This is a genomic window from Flavobacterium sp. N502536 (assembly GCF_025947345.1).
Taxonomy (GTDB): Bacteria; Bacteroidota; Bacteroidia; order Flavobacteriales; family Flavobacteriaceae; genus Flavobacterium.
On the sequence record NZ_CP110011.1, the window covers coordinates 4,630,308 to 4,655,327 of the forward strand.

The window sequence follows — 25,020 nt, forward strand, 5'->3', positions numbered from 1 at the left end:
AAACACAAATTTTTTAATTCCCTGCCGGAAGCCATGAACGGCCATCTAATGCCCATCCACTATTAATGGGTACACCAAACCATTGCAGAGAAGAATAAGCGATATCCACCATTTTAGGAACTTCTCCCGTCGCAGTGCCACATTTTAAAGTAGCCGTGCTGGTTGTCCAACTTGGTGTGCTTGGAAAAGTAAGCGCCACTTGCTGGCTACTGGAATCGGTGAAACTGTTTCCTGATCCGTTATCTCCTTTCCAATATCCGATAAGATTTGAATAATCCGGATGAGAGGCAGTAACTGATGAACAGGTATAACTCAAGATGGAAGCTTCGGATAAGGCTTTGTTCCAAACACGAACCTCAGCAATATTTCCGTTTACATTTGCACCATACGTCAGCGTTCCGTCCTGTCCGATAGCGAAAGGCAAGCCCGAAGTCAGACTTCCAAAACTGGCTCCAATCGCCGCCTGTCCGACAAAAGCACCATCCTGATACGTTTTAACCAATTTTTGGGTACGATCAACTACCAACGTCAAATGATGCCATTTCCCGTCATTGATTGTACCTCCTGAAATATCAACACGATTTTGTGTATCACCAATATTTACCTTCCATTTCCCACCAGTATTGGCACAAATTACAAATCCGCGGTTTTTACCACTCACCCAGTTTTTATTCGAAACCAATGACGGATCACTGCTGTAACCTGATGTTTTCACCCGGCATTCCACCGTAAAACTAGAACTTCCGAAATTGTAAAGTGCATTGGCTGTTGAAGCATAAACACTATTTGAATTAAAATTGACGAATTTACCGGTAATCGTTGTGGTTGGATCTATAGGTTTTTCGATCTTAGTCGAAGTGAAGTTTTTGTTGTTGAAAATGGTAAAAATATTTCGCTCTTCGTAGGATGTCCCTCCATGAGAACCGCTGGAACCTGTAACGATACCACCATGATCCGGTGCAACTACAACCAGCCAGTCTTCATTGGAATAGTTGGGTCTGTTTTTTAAAGCTGCTAAAATTTCTCCAATATAACCGTCTGTTGTTTCAATTGAAGCTTTGTATTGCGCTACATTGAGCGAAAATCCGTAACTGTGCCCGGCGTGATCAACATCATCAAAATGCAAAAACAAAGCATCCGGATTATCGTTTGTAAGCGCGGCAACCACCTCATTTTTAACAGCCACGTCAGTCGTGAGTGTTTTCTCTACATCAATCCCGTCCACAATGTTGGTATTGATCGGTGCCCAGTGCACGATTGACATGGTTTTTAAGGCCGCATTATAAGTCTCCAATCGTTTTAAAAAATTCGGATATGCCGTAAAATTCGGACTCGAAAATGAGTTGTCCGTTACACCATGTTTCAAATGGGTAACACCGGTAAGCATCGTCGACCAGCCGTTTCCACTCCACGTCGGTGCTTCAGTCAAAGCATCCAGACTATAGACAGCATTGGGTAATAAAGCATGAACATTAGGGGTATTGGCTCCCATTAAAGCATCTCCACGGCAGCCGTCAATTCCAATAATCAGTAATTTTCTGGTTCCGCTGCTTAAAGCAGATTTACCTGTTTTAGCGTTTGTTTTAGCATTTACGGCCTGTTCGTTATCCTTAAATGCGGAATCATTGGTACAGGATGTGACTAAAAGCACACTTGCAAGAATTGTAATGTAACTTAATCTAAAAATCTTTTTCATTGGGTTGAATTGTTTTATGGTTACTATTTATTTACTTGTTTGAAACTTTTCCTGCAGGGATATTGTTTTAACTAATTAGCGAATTTTTTAATGTATAGCGGAGATACTCTAATTACATACAAAAGATATTTTTACTCTAAATAAATGATGTTGGTTTTGTATTTTTCTCTCGCAGATTTTTACTTTTTACTCTTTATTCTATAATCTCTCAATTCTTTTTTAACACATAGAAACATAGCTCGAAATACTTGTAAAAGACGCTTTGCTCAAAATAAACCGCAGAGCGATGTGCCCACTTTTCACAACTAACATCTCACATCTCACATCTCACATCTTACATCTTACATCTTACATTTCACATCTCACACCTAACACTTCACCCCAATAACTCCATAAAGTGATGCCAGCGAATCTAATATGTAATCGGGTTGGGCTTCTTCGAGCTGCTGTCTGGTTTGTGCGCCTGACAAAACTCCTATGGTCACTCCGCATTTAGCGTTTTTACCCTCTTCAATATCTATTGCCGAATCACCTGCTTTTAGTACTTTAGAAGCGTCTTCAATGGCAAACAATTGCATGGCTTTGTGTATCATATCCGGAAAAGGACGTCCCAGCACTACATCATCGGCTGTGATTAGGGCATCGTATTGATTTCCTTCTTTCCAATTTAGCTTTTCTAATAAAGTATTGGCAACATGACTGCTGTATCCTGTGTTTAAGACTACTTTTATACCGTCATTTTTAAGGTTTTTCAAAACCTTCTCGACACCTTCTATGGGTGAAACCTGAGCCGAAAGATATTCTTTGTCCAGTGTTTCTTTAAAGTAGTCAAATATTAAAGCCGACTTGTTCAGATCTGTAATGTTCAGGTGTTTTAAAATATCTTTTATCGCCTGATGCTTTTCTTTTCCTGCTCCTAAAGACAATACCAGTTCAAGAGAAACATCAATACCGAAGTGATTGATCGATTTATGTAATGTTTTGTAAACTATGTTTTGCTCATTTATTGTTGTTCCGGCCATGTCAAAAACAACCATTTCAATTTCATTAATTTTCATTTTGTGTATTTATTTTTATAGCCCAAGAGGCTGTATATTTAGAATTAGAATTGTTTCAGGTTTCAAGTTTCAGGTTTCAGGTTTCAGGTTACCTCCATAACTCATATCCACATTTAAAACCTCACAATCCCTAAGTATTAAAGATAGTATCAATATTATGTTTGGCAAATCCTGCGCTGCCGGTCATTCCTTTACCTCCTATTCCGGTTATGATGTGAATGTTTTGGTCAACAGTATATTCAAAGATGTCCTTTGTTTTGCATTGCGAATACATTCCAAACCATCTGTTTTGGATTTCATACGTTGGAAGATCGATTATCTTTTTGGCTTCTTCAATCATAAAATGGTCGATATCCATATTCAGGTCAAAACCTAAAGAGTCTATTTCTTTTGCGGGAGCATATTCATGAGAATCTCCAAGAATTACTGAACCATCAAGGGCCTGCTTGAACAGGATGTGAATGCCGTATTTTTTCTCGAAACTATCCTGATTTTCCTTTGCTTTAATGGCCTGATATGATTTGCATTCTTCAAAAGATTCGTATCTTCTGATCGTCAATCCGGTTAAGATAGAACCGTCCAGTTTATAATTTTTCTGAGGTTTGGTTTGCAACATCTGAAGTTTGGAAACAATCAGATCGCTGTTGTTGTAAATCTCAGGATATAAAATTTTGAAATCACTTCCATTGCAAATAATGATTTTTGAAGCTTTGTATTCTAATCCTGCGGCAGTGGTGGCTACAACCTCATCATTTCGCTCTTCCGTTTGCACGATGGTAGTATTCATAAACAAATCAAGTCCCATACTGGTGGTCATAAACTGATGCAACTTATGAATCATCGTATTAGGTTCAACAGTTACTTCCTGCGGGAAAAATAATCCCCCTTTGCAATAATCAGCACGCAACCCATCATATTTAACCAGACATTGTTCTTTTGTCAGCAAATTAGATTCGTAATCATTTGAAACATTTATCTGATGTAACTCTTCAATCAGCTGCATTTCTTCTTCGTTGGATGCCAAATAAATAGTTCCGTTTTGACGCAGGTTGATATCAAACTGCGACTGAATATCTTTATAAATCTTTAAACTTTCTTTTCCGAAATTTTGCCATTTCTGGTCCATTCCGGACGGTACTACTTGTCCAAAATTTCTAACAGTTGCACCTTCCGGTTTGCTGTTTTTTTCCAGAATGGCTACGGATAATCCTTTTTGCAGGGCGTGATAGGCGTGAAATGTTCCTAAAACTCCGGATCCTACAATTATTAAATCATACTTCTCTTTCATTTTGTGTTTGTGTTTTTATGTGTTTTACTGCTTAATTATTTGTTTGTTTTTGGTTTGTTGTTTCAAGTTTGAAGTTTCAGGTTTCAGGTTTCACCTGCGTCTCACATTTCACATTTTACATCTCATAACTCATAGCCGTGGGAATTTCGACAGTCTTTCTAAACTTCCTTTTAAAATAATTAAAGGACATTATAGTGGTGATGATCCCTACAAAAGAAAGCAGGTAAATACAAGTGGTAAAAAAGTTCAATAAAGAAATTTTTCGGTCTCCGAAATTTTTGAAAAATAATACCAAAACACTTCCTAAATATCCAAAGGCATCGGCGATGTAGATTAAAAATCCTGTATTTCCTTTTATTTTATAGGTAGCGATCATTCGGTCAAAAAATAAACCGTTGAACGGAATATAACAAACGTACATTCCAAATCCTGAAATCATCATCCACGGAAATGCCGACATCAGCTGTTTTTGAAACAGGAAAGTTGTAGTACTAATGAGTACTGAACCTAACAGCAATACGAGGTGATAATTCCGGAAAGCTTTGTAATTGTTTTTCATGCTTCCCAGAAACCCTAAAATAACCAAAACGGATATCGCAATGGGAATTTCTGAGTACATATAAATCGAAATACTTTCTTTGTATCCTAAAGAATCCCATAGTTCCCGCGCAAAATTGTCTCTGAACTCACGCATGGCCGTTAGCATCGCATAAAAGATAATGAGTATGGTGAGCGGAAAAGCGAATTGTCGGAATAACGAAGCGCGTTCTTTTTTGCTTAATGGTTTACGCTCCGATCGCAGGGCTAAATCCTCGCTATCCGGATTTGGGATTTTTTCCAAAAACAATGAAAATACGATTAGCGGAACAATAAAGAGCAATCCCGAAACAAAAGGCATCCAAAATTCATTGCATCCCAAAACCTTCAAGACAAATATTCCTACCGATTTTGCAGCTCCCGAGGAAACGATAAAACTCGAACATAAAATCACCCCTAATAACTCGGTTGTTTTCCGGCCTTCGATATAAGAAAAAACAATTCCCCAAATCATTCCGAGAGGCAATCCGTTAATGAATAAAAACAGAATGTTGTAGGGTGCCGGTACCAAAGCAAAGCCTAATAAAGCCAGCTCTGAAATGGCAATAAAAGTGATTAGGTATAAAATTCTCCTAGCCGATTTCAATTCAGATATGATCTTGATTCCCAAAAATTTTGAAAAAGTATATCCTAAAACCTGCGCCAGAATCAGGAGAATTTTATAATCGATTCCCCAAAAAGAAAGCTGATCGAATGTGGCTACCGTAAAGGGTTTTCGGAAAGCATACATACAAAAATAGGTGCCAAATGCCGCTATAGATGTTTGGAGTATGAACCTGAAATTAGATGCTTTTTTAGACATTAGTTCCTGAAATTTAGCGTGATAGTTGTCGTGTAACTAAGAATCGTTTATTGTTGTTTTTAAAAACCCGTTGCCTGCAGTAGATTGAAAAAAAAATAAACTGTAAAAATAAAACCTACCAGCATCCAACGGGTTAACTTATAGTTGTCTATAAATTATATTTTAAACCAAGATTAAACTTCATTCCGTAATATTCTACTTGCTTCGGACGATTTGGTGTTTCTCCAAAGTGGTACATCAAAGGCTCATTCAACACGTTATTTACATCACTGAAAAGGGTAAAATGATCGCCTATTTTATACGAAGCTGAAAAATCAAGTGAGTTGTATTTACCGTAATAAATATCGTTCATGTCTGTGTTTTTGGCATTGGCATCAAAACTTGTAGCATAAGCCCCTTTGTGGTTGAAGGCAGCTCTCACATTCAGTTTACCATTCTCGTAAAACAATTGAAGATTATAAAGTTCTTTTGCCTGGTACGGGGTAGATACTTTTCTTCCGTTCGGATTGTTAGCATTTTGCCCCAATGTCATTTCAGAATTCATAAGTGTTGCATTGATCTGAGTTCCGAAATATTTCAGGAAGCCCGGCAAGAAGCTGAATCTTTTGGTGATTCCAAATTCAACTCCGCCAATCCATGCATTTCCACCATTGGCAGGTGAACTGATTTCGATGTCCGGAATTCCGTTGATCGTACCCTGATACGTATCGTCAAAAATTGGATCGGTAATCGATTTGTAAAATACTCCGGCATTAATGATTCCGACTTCATCAAGGAAATACTCTCCCAGTAAATCAAAATTCCACGAATAGGTTGGATTTAAATTTGGGTTTCCTCCTGCATATTCCCCGTCAATCGTGTTTAGTGAACCGGCTGGTGAAATATCTCCAAAGTTGGGTCTTGCAAATGTTCTGGTGGTAGCAAAACGAAGGTTTAAATTGTCAATCGGGGTATATTTTACATGCATCATTGGAAGTACCGATGTATAGGTTTTGGTATTTTCAGCATCAACTACTACATTATTCTCTACTGTTTTACCGGTTACCTGTGTTATGGTATTGGTTACGCGCAAACCTCCTAAAATAGTCCATTTGTCAGATAAGCTGTAGGTTGACATGGCATAAACCGAAGAAGTTGTTTCGCCTACATTAAAGTTTCTTCCTAAACCTTTTCCTAATTCCGGAATCTGAGAATCCGTAGGGTTTAAAACCAAATTTCCTTTTGAAGTATTGAATAATTTTGACATACCATCTGCCGATAAAACCGGACCAAAGCTATTTCCGATCGAAGAACCCGTTTCTTTTCTCATATAATCTGTACCGCCAGGCTGATTGATTAAATCGGGGCCATAGTTAGACAAATAAGGTGTTGGCGAACCTGTCCAGTTGTAATATTCGTCTCTGAAAGTAGCAATACGGTCTTTGTCGGTTAATTTTGCACCGAACTTCATTTTCAAATTTTCATTAAAGTTGTGCTCGTAATTTACGGCAGCAATTATATTGTCTCTTTCAACGATGTTGATTTTGTAAAGTTCTAAAGTAGAAAACTTCATTTTTGCCGGATCTGTTTTAAAATTTGGATCTGAATAAAAATCAAATATTGACTTCGGATTGTTCGGGTCCAGCATTCCGCCATCTGCAGCCCAATACGCTCTTGGTCCTCCCGCTCCACCATTGGCAAGCGGCACTGTGTCTAAATATTCCGGCTTAACCCCTACTCCGGTTTGATTGAACTGAATTAAAAAGTAACTGTTGTCTTCTGCATTTGGAATGTTGCCGTATTTGAACCTGTTTCGGTAAGATGCGACGCTCCAGTCTAAATTTCCATTCGCTAATTGGTGTTTCCCTCCTAAATCAATACCTATAAATTGTGTCATTAACTGATTGTGGATGTCTTGTTGCTCAACAGTCAACGCATTTGTTGCTCCATTGAATTTGTCAAATCTAATACGGTGTTTGTAATGCGTTTCTTCATCCGTAAGTCCGCCATAAGTAGCTTTCAGGAAAATTTTATCTCTCGACGAAGGATTGAATTCCATCGCTCCATTCAAACCTGTGGTTTTTCTAACTCCTGTATAGTCACGAAGCTCTAATCGGTAAACTCCCTGATCTCCCTGTCTTCTGGCCTCGTAATTGTCGGTTGCCCAATTTCTGTCCCAGTACGTACCATTGATGATGTATCCGAACTTTCCGTTTTTACTTTTGTCGCCAATAGTAAGCGATCCGCTATAAATTCCTTTATCAGATTTTTGGTTGTATCCGCTAAAAACAGTGGCTTTAATGGTTCTTTTGGTTGGAGCGGTTTGTGTGGTAAAGTTTACGCTTCCACCAATTGCATCCCCATCCATATCCGGCGTAAGGGCTTTGGTAGCCTCTACATATGCAATAAGATCTGAAGGAAAAAAATCAAATGCCGTAGCTCTCGAAGTCGTTTCTTCTTCGGCTGTTGGAATTCGGTTTCCGTTGATTGTAGTGGATGACCAAAAAGGCGGTAATCCTCTCACCGATACAAAACGTCCTTCACCCTGATCGCGTTCGATCGAAACTCCCGGCATACGCTGTACGGTTTCGGCAGCATTACGATCCGGAAGTTTTCCGATCCCGTCGGCTGCAATTACGTTTACGATGCTCATTGCTTTTTTCTGCATGTTCAGCGCTCTGGCTTCACTATTTCTTTGTGTCATTCCGCTCACCACAACTTCATTCAGTTCTTTAGAATTGGTTTGCAGCTGAATGATTCCTAATTTAAGCTGTTGATTGTCTTTAATATCAATTTTTATATTTTTTACTTCGTATCCGATATAGGAAATCTCCAATTCGAAACTACCTGCTGCAACATCCTGAATGGTAAAATAACCACTAAAATCAGTTGTTGCTTTTTGATTATTAGACAGAACAATAGTCGCCCCTGGAAGTGGCGATTGCGTATCGGTTATTGTTCCGCTAATGCTTGCCTTTTGGGCGGTCATGTTTTGAGTAAAAAGTGCAACCGAAAAAATTAAAATTGCCTTGTAAATTGTTTTCATGGTTAATTTGTTTACAAATATTAAATTTATGCAAGCAAATAAACAATGAATTTTATAAATAGTAAATAATTGAAAATTATCTAATTGTTAAAGAAAAGAAAATTCAGCAGCCTGATTTGTTAAGTATTTGTAAAAAAACTGTACTATAATGTTTTGATTATCGGTACACTATTATTGCATTTAGGGCTTTAAGTGCAGTAATTAAAAGGAAGTATGATAAAAAATACTTCATCGGACTTAAGTTAAGTCCTGATTAAGTTCTGATTTTTTGAAAAATCATTTTTTTACTATTTGTAAAATATTTGTTTGATTTTTTACAAATAATGCCCCTTATAAAAGTTTTGAACTGACATAAATTATTCCATTTGTCAGCTTCGGTACAACTATTTCAAAAGGGCTGAAAGGGCGAAAACAGCTTACACTATATTCTACAAACAAAAAAGACCGCAAAAAAGCGATCTTAAGTGTGTAAATACCAATTAAATTATCTAAAAAACGGCTCCGTTATTACAATCCGGAAACGGCAAAGTTTACTGTTTTATTAAAATAGCACCGATCTGCCAATACGGTTTTGATTTCATTCTTTACTACGCAACGCTTTCCAATATAGCATTAGACTGATCTTCTACTATAGCCTCCGGCGCGTATTTTCTAAATTCCAGGATTTCCGCATCACGGGAATCTCTGTCTTTAAACATTTTACTTGTTCCGATAATCTTACCGTTAAAAGCCTTAAGGTTAAAATATCGCTCTTCTTTTGAATTTGTTTTTTTGAAGAATTTTGTGCTGTCCTGTGAATTGTTCTTTACGGATTCAATCCCTTTTATACACATAAATTTTCGGGTATACCCTCCACTGCTCAAAATAACTTCGCCATTTTTATTTACAAAATCAAATTGAAATTCTCCATTAGCCTTTCTATTAACTACAAATTTTTCCATTCTTAAATTAATTATTTATATAATTTGATATCTTTTATCATGCTGAAAACAGCATCTTTAGTCTTTAAAAACAATTTTAAATGTGGTTCCTTCTCCCACTGTGCTATCTACCGTAATCTTCCCATTCATAGATTCGATCTGGTTTTTTGTGATGTACAGCCCTAAACCGTTTGCTTTTTCGTGTTTATGAAATGTTTTATACATTCCGAAAATTAGATCTCCATGTTTCGCCAGATCAATCCCTAAACCGTTGTCTTTTACAGTCAGTACTTTCTTTCCGTTTTCGATGAAAAAATCAAACTCAACGATAAGGGGTTTAGCAGGATTTGCATACTTTATAGCATTGGTGCTCAGGTTTTGCAATACGCTTTCGAGATAGGCCGGATTAAAACGAACAACTGCTTCTGGAGAAACGTTGTTGATTACTGTCATCTGACTGCTATCGCTATAAGCATTAACAATGTTGAGTACTCTGTTCAGATAGCTGTTTACATTGAGAGGCTCAACATTAATTTCGGCGTTGTTCTGAATGTTTACAATCTGAGACAAATCTTCAATTGTTTTACTAAGATCTCCGGAAACCGCACGCAGGTATTTTATGGTTTCGATTTTTTCATCAAAACCCTCTTCTGAATCGATCAAGTCCAAAAGAACTTTAAAATTACCTGCGTGCGAGTTTAGGTTATGAGATACGATGTGCGAAAAATTCAACAATCTGTTGTTTTTCTCTTTATACACTTCCATTTCTCTTTTTAACTCCAGCTCTTTTTCTTTTTGAAAAGAAACATCACTGTGAGTTCCTATTACTTTTAAAGGTCTCCCTGCTGCGTCACGCTCTATCACCATTCCTTTGCTAATAATCCACTTGTATTCCTTGTTTGAAGTCAGTACACGCTGAAAACTTTCGTAAGAAGGAGTTTTGTTGTCCAAATGATTCTGCAATACGCTTAAATATCCTTCAAGATCTTCCGGATGTACCATTTTATTCCAGCCATCACGGGTGCTTGGAGTATCTGAAGCTTTCAATTCTAATATTTTCAGGGATTGCGTGGAGTAGTAAACTCTGTTCGCTCTTAAATCCCAGTCCCAGATACCTGCATTTGAAGTCTCCATCATCACTTTAAAACGCTGTTCTGTTCTTTTCAGTTTTAGCTCTTGTTCTTTTAACTCGGTAATATCTGTTATGCGACCATAAAATTCTGTGCTTCCATCTTTATTAACCAGTCTTTTTGACGTGACCTTAAACCAGCTTAATCCGTTCAAAGGCAATTCTGCTCTGAACACTACACTCCATTTTCTTCTTTTTTTAATGGCGTTTAATAATGATTTCTTTACGTGTTTTTTGTCTTCCTCATGGATTCGGTTGTAGATAGAAAGTACCGTGGTGGTAAACATTTTATTGGATAAAACTTCAAACATTTCATAAGTAGCATCATTTATAAATGGCATCTCATACTCGTTAACTGCCGAAATCGTAAATACGAAAAGCGCATCCTGAATCTCATCAAATGATTTAGATTTAAAAACATTCACATTTGCTTTCTTCTTTGTATTATAAAAATCGAATTCCATAACCTTACTTTTTTACATTCTAATTCTGTTAACTGTCGTTTTCCCTAATGCTAAGTTTGCATTAGATTTCGAAAACCATATTTGTTGATCAGACGGCCATATCAAAAAAAAATAACCTGACTTGTATAAACCCAAAAACACAAACAAAAAAGCCGTCCGCAACAACAAAAAAATATCTTTTAATACAGGAAGCTAGATGCTGAAAAAAAATAATCCTTTTCTACTACAAATCCATCCTTTTTATAGACTTCCAGCAACTGCATCTTCCTGACACAACAAAAATACATGCAATAAAATCAATACTTTATAGTACATCGAACGTGCTGTTGTAGAATTATTTCTACAGAAAATACATCTTAAAACAACACATCCTGTCCAAAAAAAAACAGGAACGCAAAAGTTCCTGTTTTTAAGATGCAGATTCTACTCTATCGGTGCTCTGCAATTCCTTTTTATACTGTATCTGTTTATTAATCAGAATACAACTGAAAAAACTTAATCAAATCGGCCAGATTATCGATTTCCAGTTTTTCAAAAATCCTGTTTTTATAAGTACTTACCGTTGTTTTTTTGATGTTCAGATGTTCTATAATTTCCAGATTGCCATACCCTTTAATTAAAAGCTGTGCCACTTCAATTTCTCTGTTCGACAATACATCCAATGGGTTGGTAGGCTTTTTTGAAATATACGAATCCAGAATCCTGTCTTTCACATTCTGAGTAATATATTTTCCGGAAGAGATCATTGCGCTGATGGCATTTTTCATTTCTTCCTCAGAAGTCTCTTTGTTCAGATATCCGGATGCTCCTGCATTTAAATACCGCATCGCATAAATATTCTCATCATAAGCCGAGAAGATTAATATTTTAACTTCCGGCTGGATTGCTTTTATTTCTGCTATAATATTGATGCTGTTTCCGTCAGGGAAGTTCACATCTAATATCAATAAATCTATATATTCCTCTTTTAAAAGATTAAGTGTATCCTTAAAATTTCCTGCTTTATGAATTATAGCATTCGAAAATAATTCTTTTATCATCAAAGAAACGCCTTGTCGAACCACACTATGGTCATCGGCCACTAGAAAACAATAGTTGTTGGATGGTGATTTCATTTTCATTTACCTAATTTAGGGTTATTTCAGCGCTTTTTTGTAACTAATTACCACTTTAACATAATTAATTTGGTCTTATTTTAAACTAAGCTTATAAGGAGATTAAAAATTATTTTAGTCCCTTTACCTTCCTCACTCTGAACATCTATTTTTCCATCAAACAATTCTACTATTTCTTTACACAAATTAAGCCCTAAACCTACTCCAAGATCGTTTACTTTTCCTGAAACGGTTCCCTGGTAATACAGCTCAAATATGTTTTTCAGGTCGTTTTTGGCAATTCCAATTCCGCTGTCCTGAATTTCAATTTTTAAATTCACCATCTTATCCGAAGTCTTTTCAAGATCCATATTGATCTTTATGAGGCCATTCTCTGTAAACTTATTTGCATTACCGATAATGTTATAAAAAAGCTGGTGAATTTTTGCCGCATCAGAATTAACTTCAAGCTCTGAAATCAGATTAGAATTAACCTCAATTTTATTTCCCTTACTTTCTACCAGTGAAGTCATCGAATTTACAATCTGATGCACCTCTTCCTTAAGGTAAAAATGTTTCTTGTTTAGTTTAGGCTCGTAAATTCCATCTTTAGAATACTCCAAAATCTGATTGGCCAACAGCAGCAAGGAATTTGTGGTAAACTGAATCGATTTAAAAGTGTCTTTTATTTCGGGATCCTTTATCGAAGAGCTGATCATTTTACTGTAAATAGAAATGATGCTTAGAGGCGATCTGATTTCATGACTGATCATTCCCATAATTCTATTCTTAAAATTCAAACTCTCTCTAATTTGCATCTGCGCTGTCGTAAGTCTTTTTTCATATTGAAAAGCCAGTCGTGTAAAACCGAAAAGTACAAGCGATACAATAAACATTAACAAGATCAGAATCGCAATGGTGTAGCTTCTTACTACTTTATTGGATTCGTACTGCTTTTGCAACTGTTTTTGCGTATTGTCCTGAAGCACTTTCAGCGAATTGTTGTAGTTTGGCATTATCTCCGCTTCTAGATTTAACAAATCATTATTAAACCCTTTTAGTTTAGCATCCTGATCTTTTAAATTGGCGAATGACTTTTTTAAGTTTTTAAACTGATCTTCGTAGTACTTGTTGGTGGTATTAAACAGGTTGGCAAATTGTTCTTCGATACTACCCGAAACCACTTTATTGTCATATTTCATGGTAACGGTAATCTTCAACTGCTCTTTTTGCACATCCACTTTCCCGGCCAAAGCAGCTCCCAGTCTCGAGAATAATCCTTTTTTAGATACACTGTCGACTTTTATATAAGAATCAGTTTTGATACTGTCTAAGATCTTTTTATAAGCAAATTTGTTCAACTTAAAAGGCTGGTTCAAAGTGGTTTTATCCGGATTGATCTGTGACTCAATAATGGAGTCGATACTGGATTTTAACGATTCAACAGAATGTTCAGACTGATTCTTCTCTTCCAGAATCCTCATAAACTCCTTATTGTCTTTGGTAATTAAGCTCAAACTGTCAATCAAACGGCTGATTTCGTTTAATGAAGCGGTGTATTTATCGAGTGATTCCTTGTCTTTATAGTAGGTATAATTACTAAAACTTTTTTGAGAATCGACAAAGGAGTTGTTTATGTTGCTGGTAAAGTGTGTTATTTTATTTAATGAATCCATCGAACTCAGCGTTTTCGACATTTCGGCTTCATTAGAAGATTCGTTGTACCAAATAATTATTGCAACTATCTGTAAAAAAATGACACAGGCTATTAAAGTGTAGTGAATTATTTTTCTGTGTTTGAACTTTAGCTTTAAAAAACTAAAGGTACTATTTAAGGAATGTTTTCTAATCAAAATTTATATTTTAAAATGATAAATAAAATAAAGAGCCATAGAATTTAATCTGTAACTCTTGCAACTTTTTTAATTAGGTATCGAAAGAACATCCTGAATGATGTACTACATTTTGAATAAATATTGTTCTATAGTTAAAATTAGCCACCGCTAATTCAATTTTAATGCCAACATCAGCTGTTATTCCTCTAAGATACAGCTTTTTGCTTAAAAAACAGCAAAGCCACAGCAGTTGTCGATCATTATTAACCATAGCACAACAGATATTTAAAAGAGATTTGGGGATCTTTTTAATAGAATAAATAGGTTTTATACGAAAAACATACTTTTATTCTATTTTTTAAATATACTTGTTTCTATTTTCTTAATAAGAAGCAAAAATAGCATGCAGGGATTAAACCGACTGTAGAACATTCTCTAACAGTCTGTAGAACTTGTTCTACAATTTAATCATTACTTATTACTACAATTTTCTTGCTGCAAAGATACTATTTTTGGAAAAATACGTCAGATTATTTACGAAATCGTTTGATCCGAAGGTTAATTTTGACTCAAAAATAAAGAGTTTATTTTTTTTCCAGCAAAGGGTCTAAATCAGATAAGGTATAGAATTTAAGATCGTTTAACTTCATGTATCTGCAAATGAACTCCAGTGTTTCTATTTTGGTCTGATAGTTTTCGGTCACATTTCGCACCGGTTTATGCCCACATAAAAGCAGAATTTTATTGTGCTTTTTTGCGTAGTCTAATAATTCAAGAAGATACGGGATGCTAAAATGAATGTGGCTGTTGTCGATATCAAAGGCAAATACAATTTTAGAATTGTTAAAATAGCTGTCCTGTTTTTCCGGAAGTTCTCCTCCAAAAGCCCTTCCTCTGATGATTTTAAATTTGGGAGATAACGCTTTATCCAAGGCGTCAGAGCGTTCTCCGTACGGATAAGCAAATGTAGTGACTTTAAAATTGAGTCTTTTCATGGAAGCGATCATAGGGGTAATTTCCTGATCGATGTAGGCATCCATTCCGTGTTGCTTCACAAATTTAACGGCGTTGTAATGATGGTAACCGTGACCGGCAATTTCATGTCCATCTTTTTGCATTTGCAGCAGTTTTTCGATTTGTGGCTTTCCGATCGAATCAATTCGGCACACATTAAAAGTGGCTTTCCAGGAGTACTTTTTCAATGCCCGATCCGCCTCCGCCCATTCGTCGACATAGGCATCATCAAAAGATAAAATAACACCTGCTTTATATGCTTTGGCAACCGGATTTTGCCGTTTGCTTTCACAGGAAAATAGGGCCAGACAGGAAAAAAACAATACGGATTTAAGGAAAAACATCTTCATAAATGATCCCGGTTATTAAAGATTGAAATAAAGTTTTTATGCAAATAGAATCGTATTCTCTCAAAGATAATTCTTTTTTTCAATTTTTCTGAAATTAAAAAAACCTTCAAAATGTGCTCACTTTGAAGGTTTTAATTTTACGGTTTATTCATATTTTAAATATTTCAAAACATCTATTTTTGTTACCTGATAGGCTTTTGCCAGTACGATTGATAATGTTAAAAACAGCAGCAATACAAAAGCAATTATAAAAGGAAGTAAGGGAATCTCGATCCGGAACGCAAAGTCCTCCAGCCACTTTCGCAATAAAAGATAGGCCGGAATTATTCCGATTGCAAAACCGATCATACAAAAAACCACGTATTGTTTGGATAATTCCCGGAGTAAGACAGTCGTGTCTGCTCCCAGTGTTTTTCTGATTGCAATTTCCCGTACTCTTCTTTCCATCGAAAAGGAAGCTAAAGCAAATAATCCAAAAACGGCAATGAGAATCACAACTCCGTTTAAGAGTGAAAACAATTGGCTTTGGCTTTCATACACCTTATAGGTTCGGGCAAAGCTTCTGTCTACAAAATTATACTCGAAAGGATATTCTGCATCTACTTTTGTTATCCAGAACTTATTTATAGCCGCTATTGTTTCGGGCATATCCTGGGGTGCAATTTTAACCGAAATATTAAGCAAATCCTTTTCCATCCATTCGAAAGCTTTGATGTGCATGAAAATCATGGGAGAAATATTGTTTTCAAGTCCAAAATAATTGAAATCTTTTACCACACCAACAATTTTCAATTTTCGATCTTCCCAGATGATTTCTTTGTTTATAGGATCTTTTTCCATTAATGTTTTAGCCGCAGCTTCATTTAACAAAACATTACTGCTACTGTCTGAGGCAATTTTGTTGTTTAAATCCCTGCCTTTAACGATACGAATCCCTAAAACGTTCATCATCCCAAAATCAATCGCCATTTGCTGTGTGATCACTTCTTTATTGTCCTTGTAATGCATACCAGACCATGAATTAACATTGTTTCCGATCGAAAATACACCTGCCGAAACTGCCTGAACGCCTTTTATTTTTAAAAGTTCCTGCTGTATTGTTTTGTATCTCTCAAATTGGTTTCTCCCTTTCTTAGGTTTAAAAGAAATGTCCATCACCTGAGCCCCTTTAAACCCAAGGTCTTTATGAGCCATATAGTTAACCTGCTGGTATACTATAAATGAACCAATGATAAAAAATGTGGCAATTGCAAATTGCAAAACCAGCATCCCGTTTCTAAGCCAGATTCCGTTTTTACTGCGGGAAAAATTTCCTTTTAAAACCTTCAAAGGATCGAAGTTAGAAACATATATCGCAGGTAAAACTCCCGAAACCACAATGACCATTATAAAAATGAAAATTAGCTGCAAATAAAACTGAGAGCCTTCAAGAATCAGATCTTTGTGTAAAAGTGAATTGTAAAAAGGCAATGAAAGCTCCACAATTACCAATGCCAACAAGAGTGAAAAAAGCGTAATTAAAGTCGTTTCAAATACAAACTGGGTTATAATTTGCAATTTTGTGGCGCCAACTATTTTTCTTACTCCCACTTCTTTAGCCCGCTTTACAGCATTTGCCGTGGCAAGGTTAACATAATTGACAATGGACAACAGCAAAATGAGAATTGACAATCCCATTAAAATTTTTAAAAACCGCAGATTGGTAATTCCTTCCGGAAAAGGGGTATTTCCCTGATACAATCTCGCGCCTGAAAACGGAAGCAACTTGGCTTTTTCTACCTCTCCATACTTCTTCAAATAACCTTCATAAGTGATTCCTTCCGCTTTTGCCTGTTTTTTAACTTTCTTTTCGATATAAATTGTATTCAGGTTTTTGAGTACCGCTGTCGTATCACTTTGCTTTTTTAACTTCAACATTAATCCATAACGCAGCCCCCAGCTTTCTCTGTTTTTAGCTATTTCGTATTCAATGTTGGAAGTCACTACATTGGGCATTATCGAAGCTTTTTTAGACAGTCGGTAGACGCCCCGAACAATAAAAATTTTGTCGGCATACTTAACCTGTTTTCCTATTGGGTTTTCATTCTGAAACAAACGCGAAGCGGTCTCTTCAGAAAAAGCAATACTGTTGCGATCGTGAAGTGCGCTTTTTCCACTGCCGTGAATAAATTCAAAAGGGAAAAAAGAAAAAAAATTCTCCTGCCCTGAAAAAATTTTATCTATTACTTCAATTTTGCCATTGTACTGTATCGTTTCCCGGGCATAATTGTTTGTGAAATAACAATAACGCTCTAAAGTCGGGCTCATTCTTTTTAAAAGAGGTCCCGGAATAGGCGAATTTACAGCCCAAATATTACCCCCTCCTATATTGTTCAGTACCGCGTAAATTTTATCTTTTTCAGGATTCCACTCGTCATAAGAATGTTCATCATTCCAATACAAAATGGCAAAAATTAATCCTGCAATTCCAATACTTAAACCCAAAACATTCAAAGCTGTAAAAAACTTATTGTTTTTGATCTGGTAAATAAATAGGTTGGTCCAGTTTTTTAGCATGTTACTCGTACTTTAAGTATTTCAAAACATCTATTTTGGTTGCCTGATATGCTCTTGTAAGTACCACCACCAACGTTAATGTCAATAAAGCAGTAAATCCAATTAAAAAAGGATAAATGGAAATTGTAATTCTGTAGGCAAAATTCTCTAACCATTTGTTGAGTAAATAATAAGCCGGAAACAGTGCTATTAAAAACCCGATGACACTGAAAACAACATACTGTTTACAAAGTTCTTTTAGCAAAACATTGGTTTCGGCACCCAGCGTTTTTCGAATCGCGATTTCTTTCATGCGGCGTTCAATAGAGTACGAAGCAAGGGCAAACAACCCAAAAAGTGCAATTATGATAACGATGATGTTTAGTAAGGAGAACAGATTTTTTTGCTTTACATAATTACTATAGGATCTTTTGTATTCTTTATCGACAAAATCATAAGAAAACGGGTATTCTGTATCCACTTTTTTAGTCCAGAGATTTTCGATATCCGTCATAGTCTGCTGCATTGTTTTGGGGTCGACCGTGATATAAATGTTGTTCAAAAGTTCTGTAAACCAAGGCACTGTTTTAAAATGTAAAAATGACATGGGAGGAATAGCTTCACCGGGATTCATCAGATTAAAATCTTTTACCACTCCTGCAATTATTACTTGTTGACCATTCCAGTTTAGTTTTTTACCTATCGGATCTTTTTCGTTTAGTAACTTTAATGCAGTCTCGTTGATCAACATACTATTGACCGTATCCTGAGCAAATTTTGGATTGAGATAACGTCCTTTGACCATTTTTATTTTCAGCATTTCCAACAATCCAAAATCTATGGGTATATTGTTTCCGTCTACATTTTTATCTTTATAATGATACGATATAACCGATTTCGGGCCATTTCCCAAAATAAAACCACCTCCCGAAACTTCTTGCACTCCTTTTATATGCAGTAATTGATTTCTGATGGTATTGTATCGGTTCAGTCGGTCTTTATTGGTAATATTCTCACCATAGATATTCTTATAGGAAATGTTCAACACCTGCTTTCCACTAAAACCCAAATCCTTCGAATTCATATGTTCTATTTGCTGATAAACAATGTACGAACCAATAATGAAAAAAGCAGCTATCCCAAATTGAAAGATCAGCATTCCGTTTCTAAGCCAGATCCCGTTTTTACTTCGTCCAAAATTTCCTTTCAACACTTTTAACGGCTCAAAATTAGAAACGTAAACCGCCGGAAGTATACCTGCCAGTACAACCGTGATAAAAAATATTGCCACCAGCTGCAGGTAAAACTGACCGTTTTGCAAAACGAGCGATTTTTCTAAAAAGGCATTGTAATACGGTAACGAAATCTCGACAATAACCAATGATACCAGAATGGCAAATAACGAGATTATAGCTGTTTCAAAAACAAACTGCTGAATTATATCATACTTTGAAGCCCCGATAATTTTTCGAACCCCAACCTCCTTAGCTCTCTTCACCGCATTTGCCGTAGCGGAATTAACATAATTTACAATAGACAGCAGCAGAATTAAAACTGACAATCCCACCATAGTAAGCAAAAACTGGAAATTACCTTTCCCTTCTGTCAAACCTCCGGTTTTGGTATGCAGCCGTACTGACGATAAGGGTTCTAAAACAGGTTTTACTTCACCATATTTACGAATAAATTCCTTAGGACTAATCCCCTGTTCTTTGGCAAAACGAAACGTCAGGTTTTCTAAATACAACTTTTCCAGATTGCTTGTTACTTGTTTTTGATGCTCCGGATTTTTCAGTTTCAGTAATAAAACATACTGAAAATTTCCCCAAAACTGAATGTTTGCCTTAATTTGTTCCTCCATAAAATTAACCACACAGGCAGGATTATAGGCCGATTTTTGATCCAGTTTATAAACGCCTCTCACAATTAAGGCTTTTTTTCGCAAAACAACTTTTTTACCCAAAGCCGTTTCGTTTCCAAAAAGTTTAAAAGCCAAATCTTCTGACAAGCAGATACTGTTTACATCCGGCAATGCTCCTTTTTGACTGCCTTCTGTAAACTCAAAAGGAAAATATTCAAAAAAGTTTTTTTGAGCTATGGTAATCCTGTCCGACTGCACTTTTTTACCATTAAAATAAAGTATATCATCATCATAGTCTCCGCTCAAATAACAAAAAGATTCTATCTCAGGACTTACAGTCTGTATCGCCGACCCTACCGCTGCCGAGCTTGAAGACCAGTAGGTTGTAGGATTCATTTTATTGGCTACTAAAAATATCTCGTCTTTATTGGGATTCCACTGATCGTACGATTGCTCATCGTTCCAATACAAAATAGCAAAAATTAATCCTGCAATTCCAATGCTCAACCCCAAAACATTCAAAGCTGTAAAAACTTTGTTGTTTTTGATGTGATAAATAAATATGTTGATCCAGTTCTTTAGCATGATTTAGTTGATTGAATTGTTTACTAAAACATCTACATTTCTATGATTCATTTTCTCAGAAAGAATCACTCCGTCTTTCATCACAATTGTTTTTTGCGAAAACGAAGCATCATAATCCGAATGTGTTACCATCAAAATTGTAGCACCGCTCGCATGAAGATCCGTCAATAACTCCATTACTTCGTTACCATTTTTACTGTCCAGATTTCCCGTAGGCTCATCGGCCAAAATAATTTTCGGGTCGTTAATTAAGGCTCTTGCAACGGCCACACGCTGCTGCTGTCCTCCCGAAAGTTGTTGCGGATAATGTTTCAAACGATGTGCAATGCCCAATATAGTGGCAATTTCCTGTACTTTTTTCTTTCGCTCTGCCGAAGGAACATTATTATAAATCAGTGGCAATTCGATATTGTCAAAAACGGATAATTCATCAATTAAATTAAAATTCTGAAAAATGAATCCGATATTTTCTTTTCTGGCTTTCGATTTAAATTTCTCTTTCAGCCCAATCATTTCCTGTCCTAACAATTCGTAACTTCCGCCGGAAGCGCTGTCTAATAATCCGATAATGTTCAATAACGTTGATTTTCCGCTTCCGGATGGTCCCATGATCGACACAAAATCGCCTTCGTTAATGGTTAATGAAATTTCGCTTAAAGCTTTTGTCTCTACTTCTTCGGTTCTGAAAATTTTTGAAAGCTCTTTAATCCTGATCATAATAATTTCTTTTTGATGTTTGTTTTTCTCTCTGAGAATTTTATTGCCGAAGTAAAAAACAGATCCTAAATTAAGATAATAGATAACATAATCTATAAATATCTATTTTTGTTACATTTACCAGCAATAATGATTCTACTATTTGATGATTTGTTAATGGTAATGTGATTTTCATGCCAAAAACTTAAAATTTGTAACTGCCTAATTTTAAATTTTTTATTATTTAAAAGAATTCAAAAGTGTCCAATAATGGACAGCTTTCGTCCAAAACCGAACAAAAATGAAAAAGACAAATGCTGCAATATTAATCATAGACGATCAGGAAGACATCCTTTTTGCGTCGAAAGTGTTCCTCAAAAAGTATTTTGAAGACATTTATACGCTCAATAATCCGAAAAAAATTGTCGAATTATTGGCAAAAAACAGCATTGATGTGGTCTTATTGGATATGAATTACAGAATAGGTTTTGAAGACGGAAAAGAAGGTTTGTATTTATTGAAGGAAATTAAAACGCTTTCACCAAAAACCGTTGTGATTTTGATGACTGCTTTTGGCAAAGTCGAAACCGCTGTTGAAGGCTTAAAATCAGGTGCTTTTGATTATATCTTAAAACCCTGGGAAAATAAAAAACTGCTGGAATCTGTCAAACAGGCTGTCGACAAATCCCGAAAAGAACAAAAGAAAACCAGAAATATCGAAGTTGAAAATGACTTTTTTATAGGTACTTCCGAAATCATCAAAAAATCTTATTCTCTGGCCGACAAAGTGGCGAAAACGGATGCCAACGTGCTTATTTTAGGTGAAAACGGAACCGGTAAATTTGTTTTGGCGCACCACATTTTTAGCCAGTCTGAAAGGAAAAACAATCCTTTTGTAGCGGTTGACCTCGGAGCCTTAAACGCGAACATTTTTGAAAGCGAACTGTTTGGTTATGCCAAAGGTGCTTTTACAGATGCTAAAACGGATACACCCGGACGTTTTGAAATGGCTCAGAACGGAACTATATTTTTGGACGAAATTGGAAATGTACCCTTGCATTTACAATCGAAATTGCTGCAGGTGATTCAAACAAAAACGGTGACAAGGCTGGGAGAAACCAAAGCACGTCCTTTAAATGTGCGCATCATCACAGCAACCAATCTCAACCTGAAGCTGGAAGTTGCCGATAAAAACTTTAGAGAAGATTTGTACTATCGTATCAATACGATGGAAATCGTTCTGCCTCCTTTGCGGGAACGCAACGAAGATAAAATTCCGCTGGCCCATTACCTGCTCGATAAAATGATTGCCAAATACGACCGAACAGCCATTCAGTTTGATAAAAAAGTACTCGAACAAATTGAAAAGCACGCCTGGAATGGAAATATCAGGGAAATGGAGAATAAAATTGAACGTGCCGTTATTCTGTGTGAAAACAATAAAATAACTACGTCCGATTTAGATTTAGAGATCATAACCCCATACGATGAAAATCCAGACGATATTCAGCTTTCTTCCGTCGAAAAAGCTGCAGTCGAAAAAGCTCTACTCAAAAACAACAATAATATCAGCAAAACGGCCGAAGAATTGGGCTTGTCCAGAGGTTCTTTGTACCGTCGTTTAGAAAAGTACAACATCAATATCAACTAATATGTTTAGAACCTTCCAAACCTATAAACTGCTGTTTTTAAGATTGATTCTGATTGTTGCCATGATCGAAATCTCTCTGTATTTTTTTAAGAAAGAGTTGCTCTTTACGGGAATATTTGGTCTTTTTGTTGTCTTTCTGCTCGTCCGCGAAATGTACTTTTATGTTCGTAATTTTGTTTTGCTCTACAACAGAACGATCTCTTCTATACTACAAAATGATTTCGGATCAGACTTTTCGCAGCATAAGTACAATAAAAACTACCACGAATTATTTCTCTTGTACGATACCTTAAAAAGCAAACAGAATGAGCAGATTTCCAAAGACATTGTCTATCGTTCGATCTTAAACAATATTGAAACCGGGATTGTAATTCTGCAAAAAGAAGAAAAGGAATGGGATATTTTTTTGATGAACGATTATTTTTCTTCCCATTTTAGCGTTCCAAAAGTGTCCAAATGGAAATACCTCAAAGATCAGCTACCCTCGTTGTGCGAGATTATTGAAGCAGATGATTTTCAGGAAATCAAAACTTCCTTAGAAATTCGAGTAAGAGAACAAAACATGCAGACCTTTGTTTTACAGGCTTCGCGAACAGAAATTTTCGGGAAAGATTATTTTATCGTTTTACTGGATTCGATTCAGAATGTTGTAGAGAAAAAAGAGAAAGATGCCTGGGTCAATTTAATGAAAGTCATTTCGCATGAGCTTCTAAATTCGATCACGCCAATTCGCTCGATCTGCCAAAACTTACAAGATCTGGTCGATCAGGATACCATGTCGGCGGAAGATTTAGAAGATGTCAAAAATAGCGTTGAAACCATGCTCAGACGAAGCGATCATCTGCAAAAGTTTGTTGAAGGCTATCGAAAACTGGCGATGCTGCCAAGCCCCAAAAAAGAGAAAGCTGATTTACAACTTCTGATGTACAATTGTCTTCAAATTATGGCTCCTCTGTTCAAAGAAAAAGACATTGAAGTGGTCAACACCATTACTTCCAAACACTGGATTACGATCGATTCGCAACAAATCGAACAGGTTTTTATTAACCTTTTGACCAACTGTATCTATGCTCTAAAAGATGCCACAAAAAAGACCGTAGCTGTGTCAGCAGAAATCAAAGAAAACAGAGTCTTCATTAAAATTACCGATACCGGAAACGGAATTGAAAAAGAGATTGAAAACAAAGTATTCCTTCCTTTTTTCACCACCCGAACTGAAGGCGCCGGCATTGGTTTAACGCTCTCCAAAAACATCATTGAGGCACATGGCGGCTATATCACCCATCGGAACGAAAATGGCAAAACTACTTTTGAAATTTGTTTGCTTGAATAACAATTCAATAGTTAAAAAGGGAAAGTCTTTAACTATCATCATCAACTCCGGAGCACTAACCTATCCTTGTAAGCCAAAAGCATATGGAATTTTAATGTTTTATTACTAAATCAATTAATGTTCCAACAATCATAATGGCCAATGAAAATGTTATCATCCCTAAAATGTAGGCAAAAAAGGCTTTAATATAAGAAGATGCTTTTCCTCTGTCATAAAAATTTCCAATAGCCCAAGTGAAGTAAATAAATGCCGCAATTCCGGCAAATTGCATTATATTTAAATGTGTCAGACCATAAACAAGACCAAAAATGGCGTAAATTAACATCCCTATTCCCATTACGAAACATAGAAGAATTAATATTTCAAATATGTTATAATCTCGTTTTTTGAAAAATAGTTTTGTCCACAATGCGATGAATATCCCCATCATTATATTGGAATAACCTAAATTCACCTGAACCCATTTTAAAATAGTACTTGTTGTCGTTTTCTGACTGTCAAGGTAATTCATATAACCATCCTGGAAATGAAAAAAATGATTACTTACGGAATAAATTAAGGAAGTAACAATAATAAAAATGATAGGCTTAACCAATCGGCTTCTGTTTTCAGTAAGATAATTTCTGATATTTTGCCCCGGGTTTATTATAAGTTCTTTAATGGTATATAATATTCCACGTTCAAAATGCAAAACGTGTTCAATTTCGTGAACGATATAGTGTCCGTTGATCCTTTTGAGTGTTTTGGGCTGTCCACAATCTGGACAAAAATTAGAATTTAATTCGGTGTTACAGTTTAGGCAGTTCATTTTTTTGGTTAAATATTTTGGTCTTTTTTTTATTTGTAGTCAGTTCGATAAAATTGTCACTAACTAGTTTATCCCCCTTATAAAATGTCATCAATACAACTAAATAGGGTTGTATTTTCGCAATTGATATGAGTGTTTGCTTTTATACAAGGCTAAAATACAAAAAAAGCCAATACTCATAACATTGACATTTGTTGATTACTTTATCGGTTTTAGCATTGCGAAACAAAAGACTATTTGGGTATTAAATTCTAGATATTACATTTTTTTTCATTGTCT

The 25,020-nt window shown here is 36.0% G+C and carries 16 protein-coding genes; 2 read left to right on the forward strand and 14 right to left on the reverse strand.

From position 1 onward, the window contains the following. Positions 1-13 precede the first annotated feature (13 nt). The 13 genes from OLM61_RS19405 to OLM61_RS19465 all read right to left on the reverse strand — a co-directional run bounded on the left by OLM61_RS19405 (position 14) and on the right by OLM61_RS19465 (position 20,970). On the reverse strand, positions 14-1,696 hold the full coding sequence (locus OLM61_RS19405) for a DUF4983 domain-containing protein (protein WP_264524238.1): 1,683 nt from the start codon (positions 1,694-1,696) through the stop codon (positions 14-16). A 368-nt stretch (positions 1,697-2,064) separates the two neighbouring features. Continuing rightward, entirely contained in the window at positions 2,065-2,754 is a 690-nt protein-coding gene (locus OLM61_RS19410) for a phosphonatase-like hydrolase (protein ID WP_264524239.1), read from the reverse strand. Positions 2,755-2,884: 130 nt separating this feature from the next. Then, a complete protein-coding gene (locus tag OLM61_RS19415; RefSeq protein ID WP_264524240.1) occupies positions 2,885-4,042 on the reverse strand; it encodes a TIGR03364 family FAD-dependent oxidoreductase in 1,158 nt (385 codons plus the stop codon). 115 nt (positions 4,043-4,157) lie between these two features. Further along, a complete protein-coding gene (locus OLM61_RS19420; RefSeq protein ID WP_413614362.1) occupies positions 4,158-5,441 on the reverse strand; it encodes a DUF5690 family protein in 1,284 nt (427 codons plus the stop codon). A 148-nt stretch (positions 5,442-5,589) separates the two neighbouring features. Continuing rightward, entirely contained in the window at positions 5,590-8,466 is a 2,877-nt protein-coding gene (locus OLM61_RS19425) for a TonB-dependent receptor (protein WP_264524241.1), read from the reverse strand. A 587-nt stretch (positions 8,467-9,053) separates the two neighbouring features. Then, a complete protein-coding gene (locus OLM61_RS19430; RefSeq protein ID WP_264524242.1) occupies positions 9,054-9,407 on the reverse strand; it encodes a YegP family protein in 354 nt (117 codons plus the stop codon). Positions 9,408-9,464: 57 nt separating this feature from the next. After that, positions 9,465-10,979 carry a sensor histidine kinase gene (locus OLM61_RS19435; RefSeq protein ID WP_264524243.1) on the reverse strand — a complete coding sequence of 505 codons (1,515 nt, stop codon included), beginning with the start codon at positions 10,977-10,979 and terminating at the stop codon, positions 9,465-9,467. A gap of 470 nt (positions 10,980-11,449) precedes the next feature. Then, positions 11,450-12,100: a response regulator transcription factor gene (locus OLM61_RS19440; RefSeq protein WP_264524244.1), complete on the reverse strand. Its 651-nt coding sequence runs from the start codon at positions 12,098-12,100 to the stop codon at positions 11,450-11,452. Positions 12,101-12,174: 74 nt separating this feature from the next. Further along, positions 12,175-13,749, reverse strand: a complete 1,575-nt coding sequence (locus OLM61_RS19445; protein WP_264524245.1) for a sensor histidine kinase — start codon at positions 13,747-13,749, stop codon at positions 12,175-12,177. A gap of 743 nt (positions 13,750-14,492) precedes the next feature. Next, on the reverse strand, positions 14,493-15,272 hold the full coding sequence (locus OLM61_RS19450) for a polysaccharide deacetylase family protein (protein ID WP_264524246.1): 780 nt from the start codon (positions 15,270-15,272) through the stop codon (positions 14,493-14,495). Positions 15,273-15,416: 144 nt separating this feature from the next. Then, positions 15,417-17,828, reverse strand: coding sequence for an ABC transporter permease (locus OLM61_RS19455; protein ID WP_264524247.1), 2,412 nt, complete (start codon positions 17,826-17,828; stop codon positions 15,417-15,419). Position 17,829: 1 nt separating this feature from the next. Further along, positions 17,830-20,253 carry an ABC transporter permease gene (locus tag OLM61_RS19460; protein ID WP_264524248.1) on the reverse strand — a complete coding sequence of 808 codons (2,424 nt, stop codon included), beginning with the start codon at positions 20,251-20,253 and terminating at the stop codon, positions 17,830-17,832. 3 nt (positions 20,254-20,256) lie between these two features. Further along, on the reverse strand, positions 20,257-20,970 hold the full coding sequence (locus tag OLM61_RS19465) for an ABC transporter ATP-binding protein (RefSeq protein WP_264524249.1): 714 nt from the start codon (positions 20,968-20,970) through the stop codon (positions 20,257-20,259). A gap of 280 nt (positions 20,971-21,250) precedes the next feature. Here OLM61_RS19465 and OLM61_RS19470 point away from each other — a divergent pair, with 280 nt between their 5' ends. Further along, a complete protein-coding gene (locus tag OLM61_RS19470; RefSeq protein WP_264524250.1) occupies positions 21,251-22,600 on the forward strand; it encodes a sigma-54-dependent transcriptional regulator in 1,350 nt (449 codons plus the stop codon). A 1-nt stretch (position 22,601) separates the two neighbouring features. After that, complete coding sequence (locus OLM61_RS19475) at positions 22,602-23,933, forward strand: sensor histidine kinase (protein ID WP_264524251.1); 1,332 nt, start codon at positions 22,602-22,604, stop codon at positions 23,931-23,933. 91 nt (positions 23,934-24,024) lie between these two features. On the opposite strand, the gene OLM61_RS19480 is transcribed toward OLM61_RS19475, so the two are convergent. Continuing rightward, positions 24,025-24,741, reverse strand: coding sequence for a DUF3667 domain-containing protein (locus OLM61_RS19480; RefSeq protein ID WP_264524252.1), 717 nt, complete (start codon positions 24,739-24,741; stop codon positions 24,025-24,027). Positions 24,742-25,020 lie beyond the last annotated feature (279 nt).

Bases quoted from the DNA above. Each gene is read 5' to 3' on its own strand.
- OLM61_RS19410 (WP_264524239.1), bottom strand. From the start codon at position 2,754: ATGAAAATTAATGAAATTGAAATGGTTGTTTTTGACATGGCCGGAACA.
- OLM61_RS19440 (WP_264524244.1), bottom strand. From the start codon at position 12,100: ATGAAAATGAAATCACCATCCAACAACTATTGTTTTCTAGTGGCCGAT.
- OLM61_RS19435 (WP_264524243.1), bottom strand. From the start codon at position 10,979: ATGGAATTCGATTTTTATAATACAAAGAAGAAAGCAAATGTGAATGTT.
- OLM61_RS19415 (WP_264524240.1), bottom strand. From the start codon at position 4,042: ATGAAAGAGAAGTATGATTTAATAATTGTAGGATCCGGAGTTTTAGGA.
- OLM61_RS19425 (WP_264524241.1), bottom strand. From the start codon at position 8,466: ATGAAAACAATTTACAAGGCAATTTTAATTTTTTCGGTTGCACTTTTT.
- OLM61_RS19420 (WP_413614362.1), bottom strand. From the start codon at position 5,441: ATGTCTAAAAAAGCATCTAATTTCAGGTTCATACTCCAAACATCTATA.
- OLM61_RS19445 (WP_264524245.1), bottom strand. From the start codon at position 13,749: ATGGATTCATTAAATAAAATAACACACTTTACCAGCAACATAAACAAC.
- OLM61_RS19470 (WP_264524250.1), top strand. From the start codon at position 21,251: ATGAAAAAGACAAATGCTGCAATATTAATCATAGACGATCAGGAAGAC.
- OLM61_RS19430 (WP_264524242.1), bottom strand. From the start codon at position 9,407: ATGGAAAAATTTGTAGTTAATAGAAAGGCTAATGGAGAATTTCAATTT.
- OLM61_RS19455 (WP_264524247.1), bottom strand. From the start codon at position 17,828: ATGCTAAAAAACTGGACCAACCTATTTATTTACCAGATCAAAAACAAT.
- OLM61_RS19465 (WP_264524249.1), bottom strand. From the start codon at position 20,970: ATGATCAGGATTAAAGAGCTTTCAAAAATTTTCAGAACCGAAGAAGTA.
- OLM61_RS19405 (WP_264524238.1), bottom strand. From the start codon at position 1,696: ATGAAAAAGATTTTTAGATTAAGTTACATTACAATTCTTGCAAGTGTG.
- OLM61_RS19475 (WP_264524251.1), top strand. From the start codon at position 22,602: ATGTTTAGAACCTTCCAAACCTATAAACTGCTGTTTTTAAGATTGATT.
- OLM61_RS19480 (WP_264524252.1), bottom strand. From the start codon at position 24,741: ATGAACTGCCTAAACTGTAACACCGAATTAAATTCTAATTTTTGTCCA.
- OLM61_RS19450 (WP_264524246.1), bottom strand. From the start codon at position 15,272: ATGAAGATGTTTTTCCTTAAATCCGTATTGTTTTTTTCCTGTCTGGCC.
- OLM61_RS19460 (WP_264524248.1), bottom strand. From the start codon at position 20,253: ATGCTAAAGAACTGGATCAACATATTTATTTATCACATCAAAAACAAC.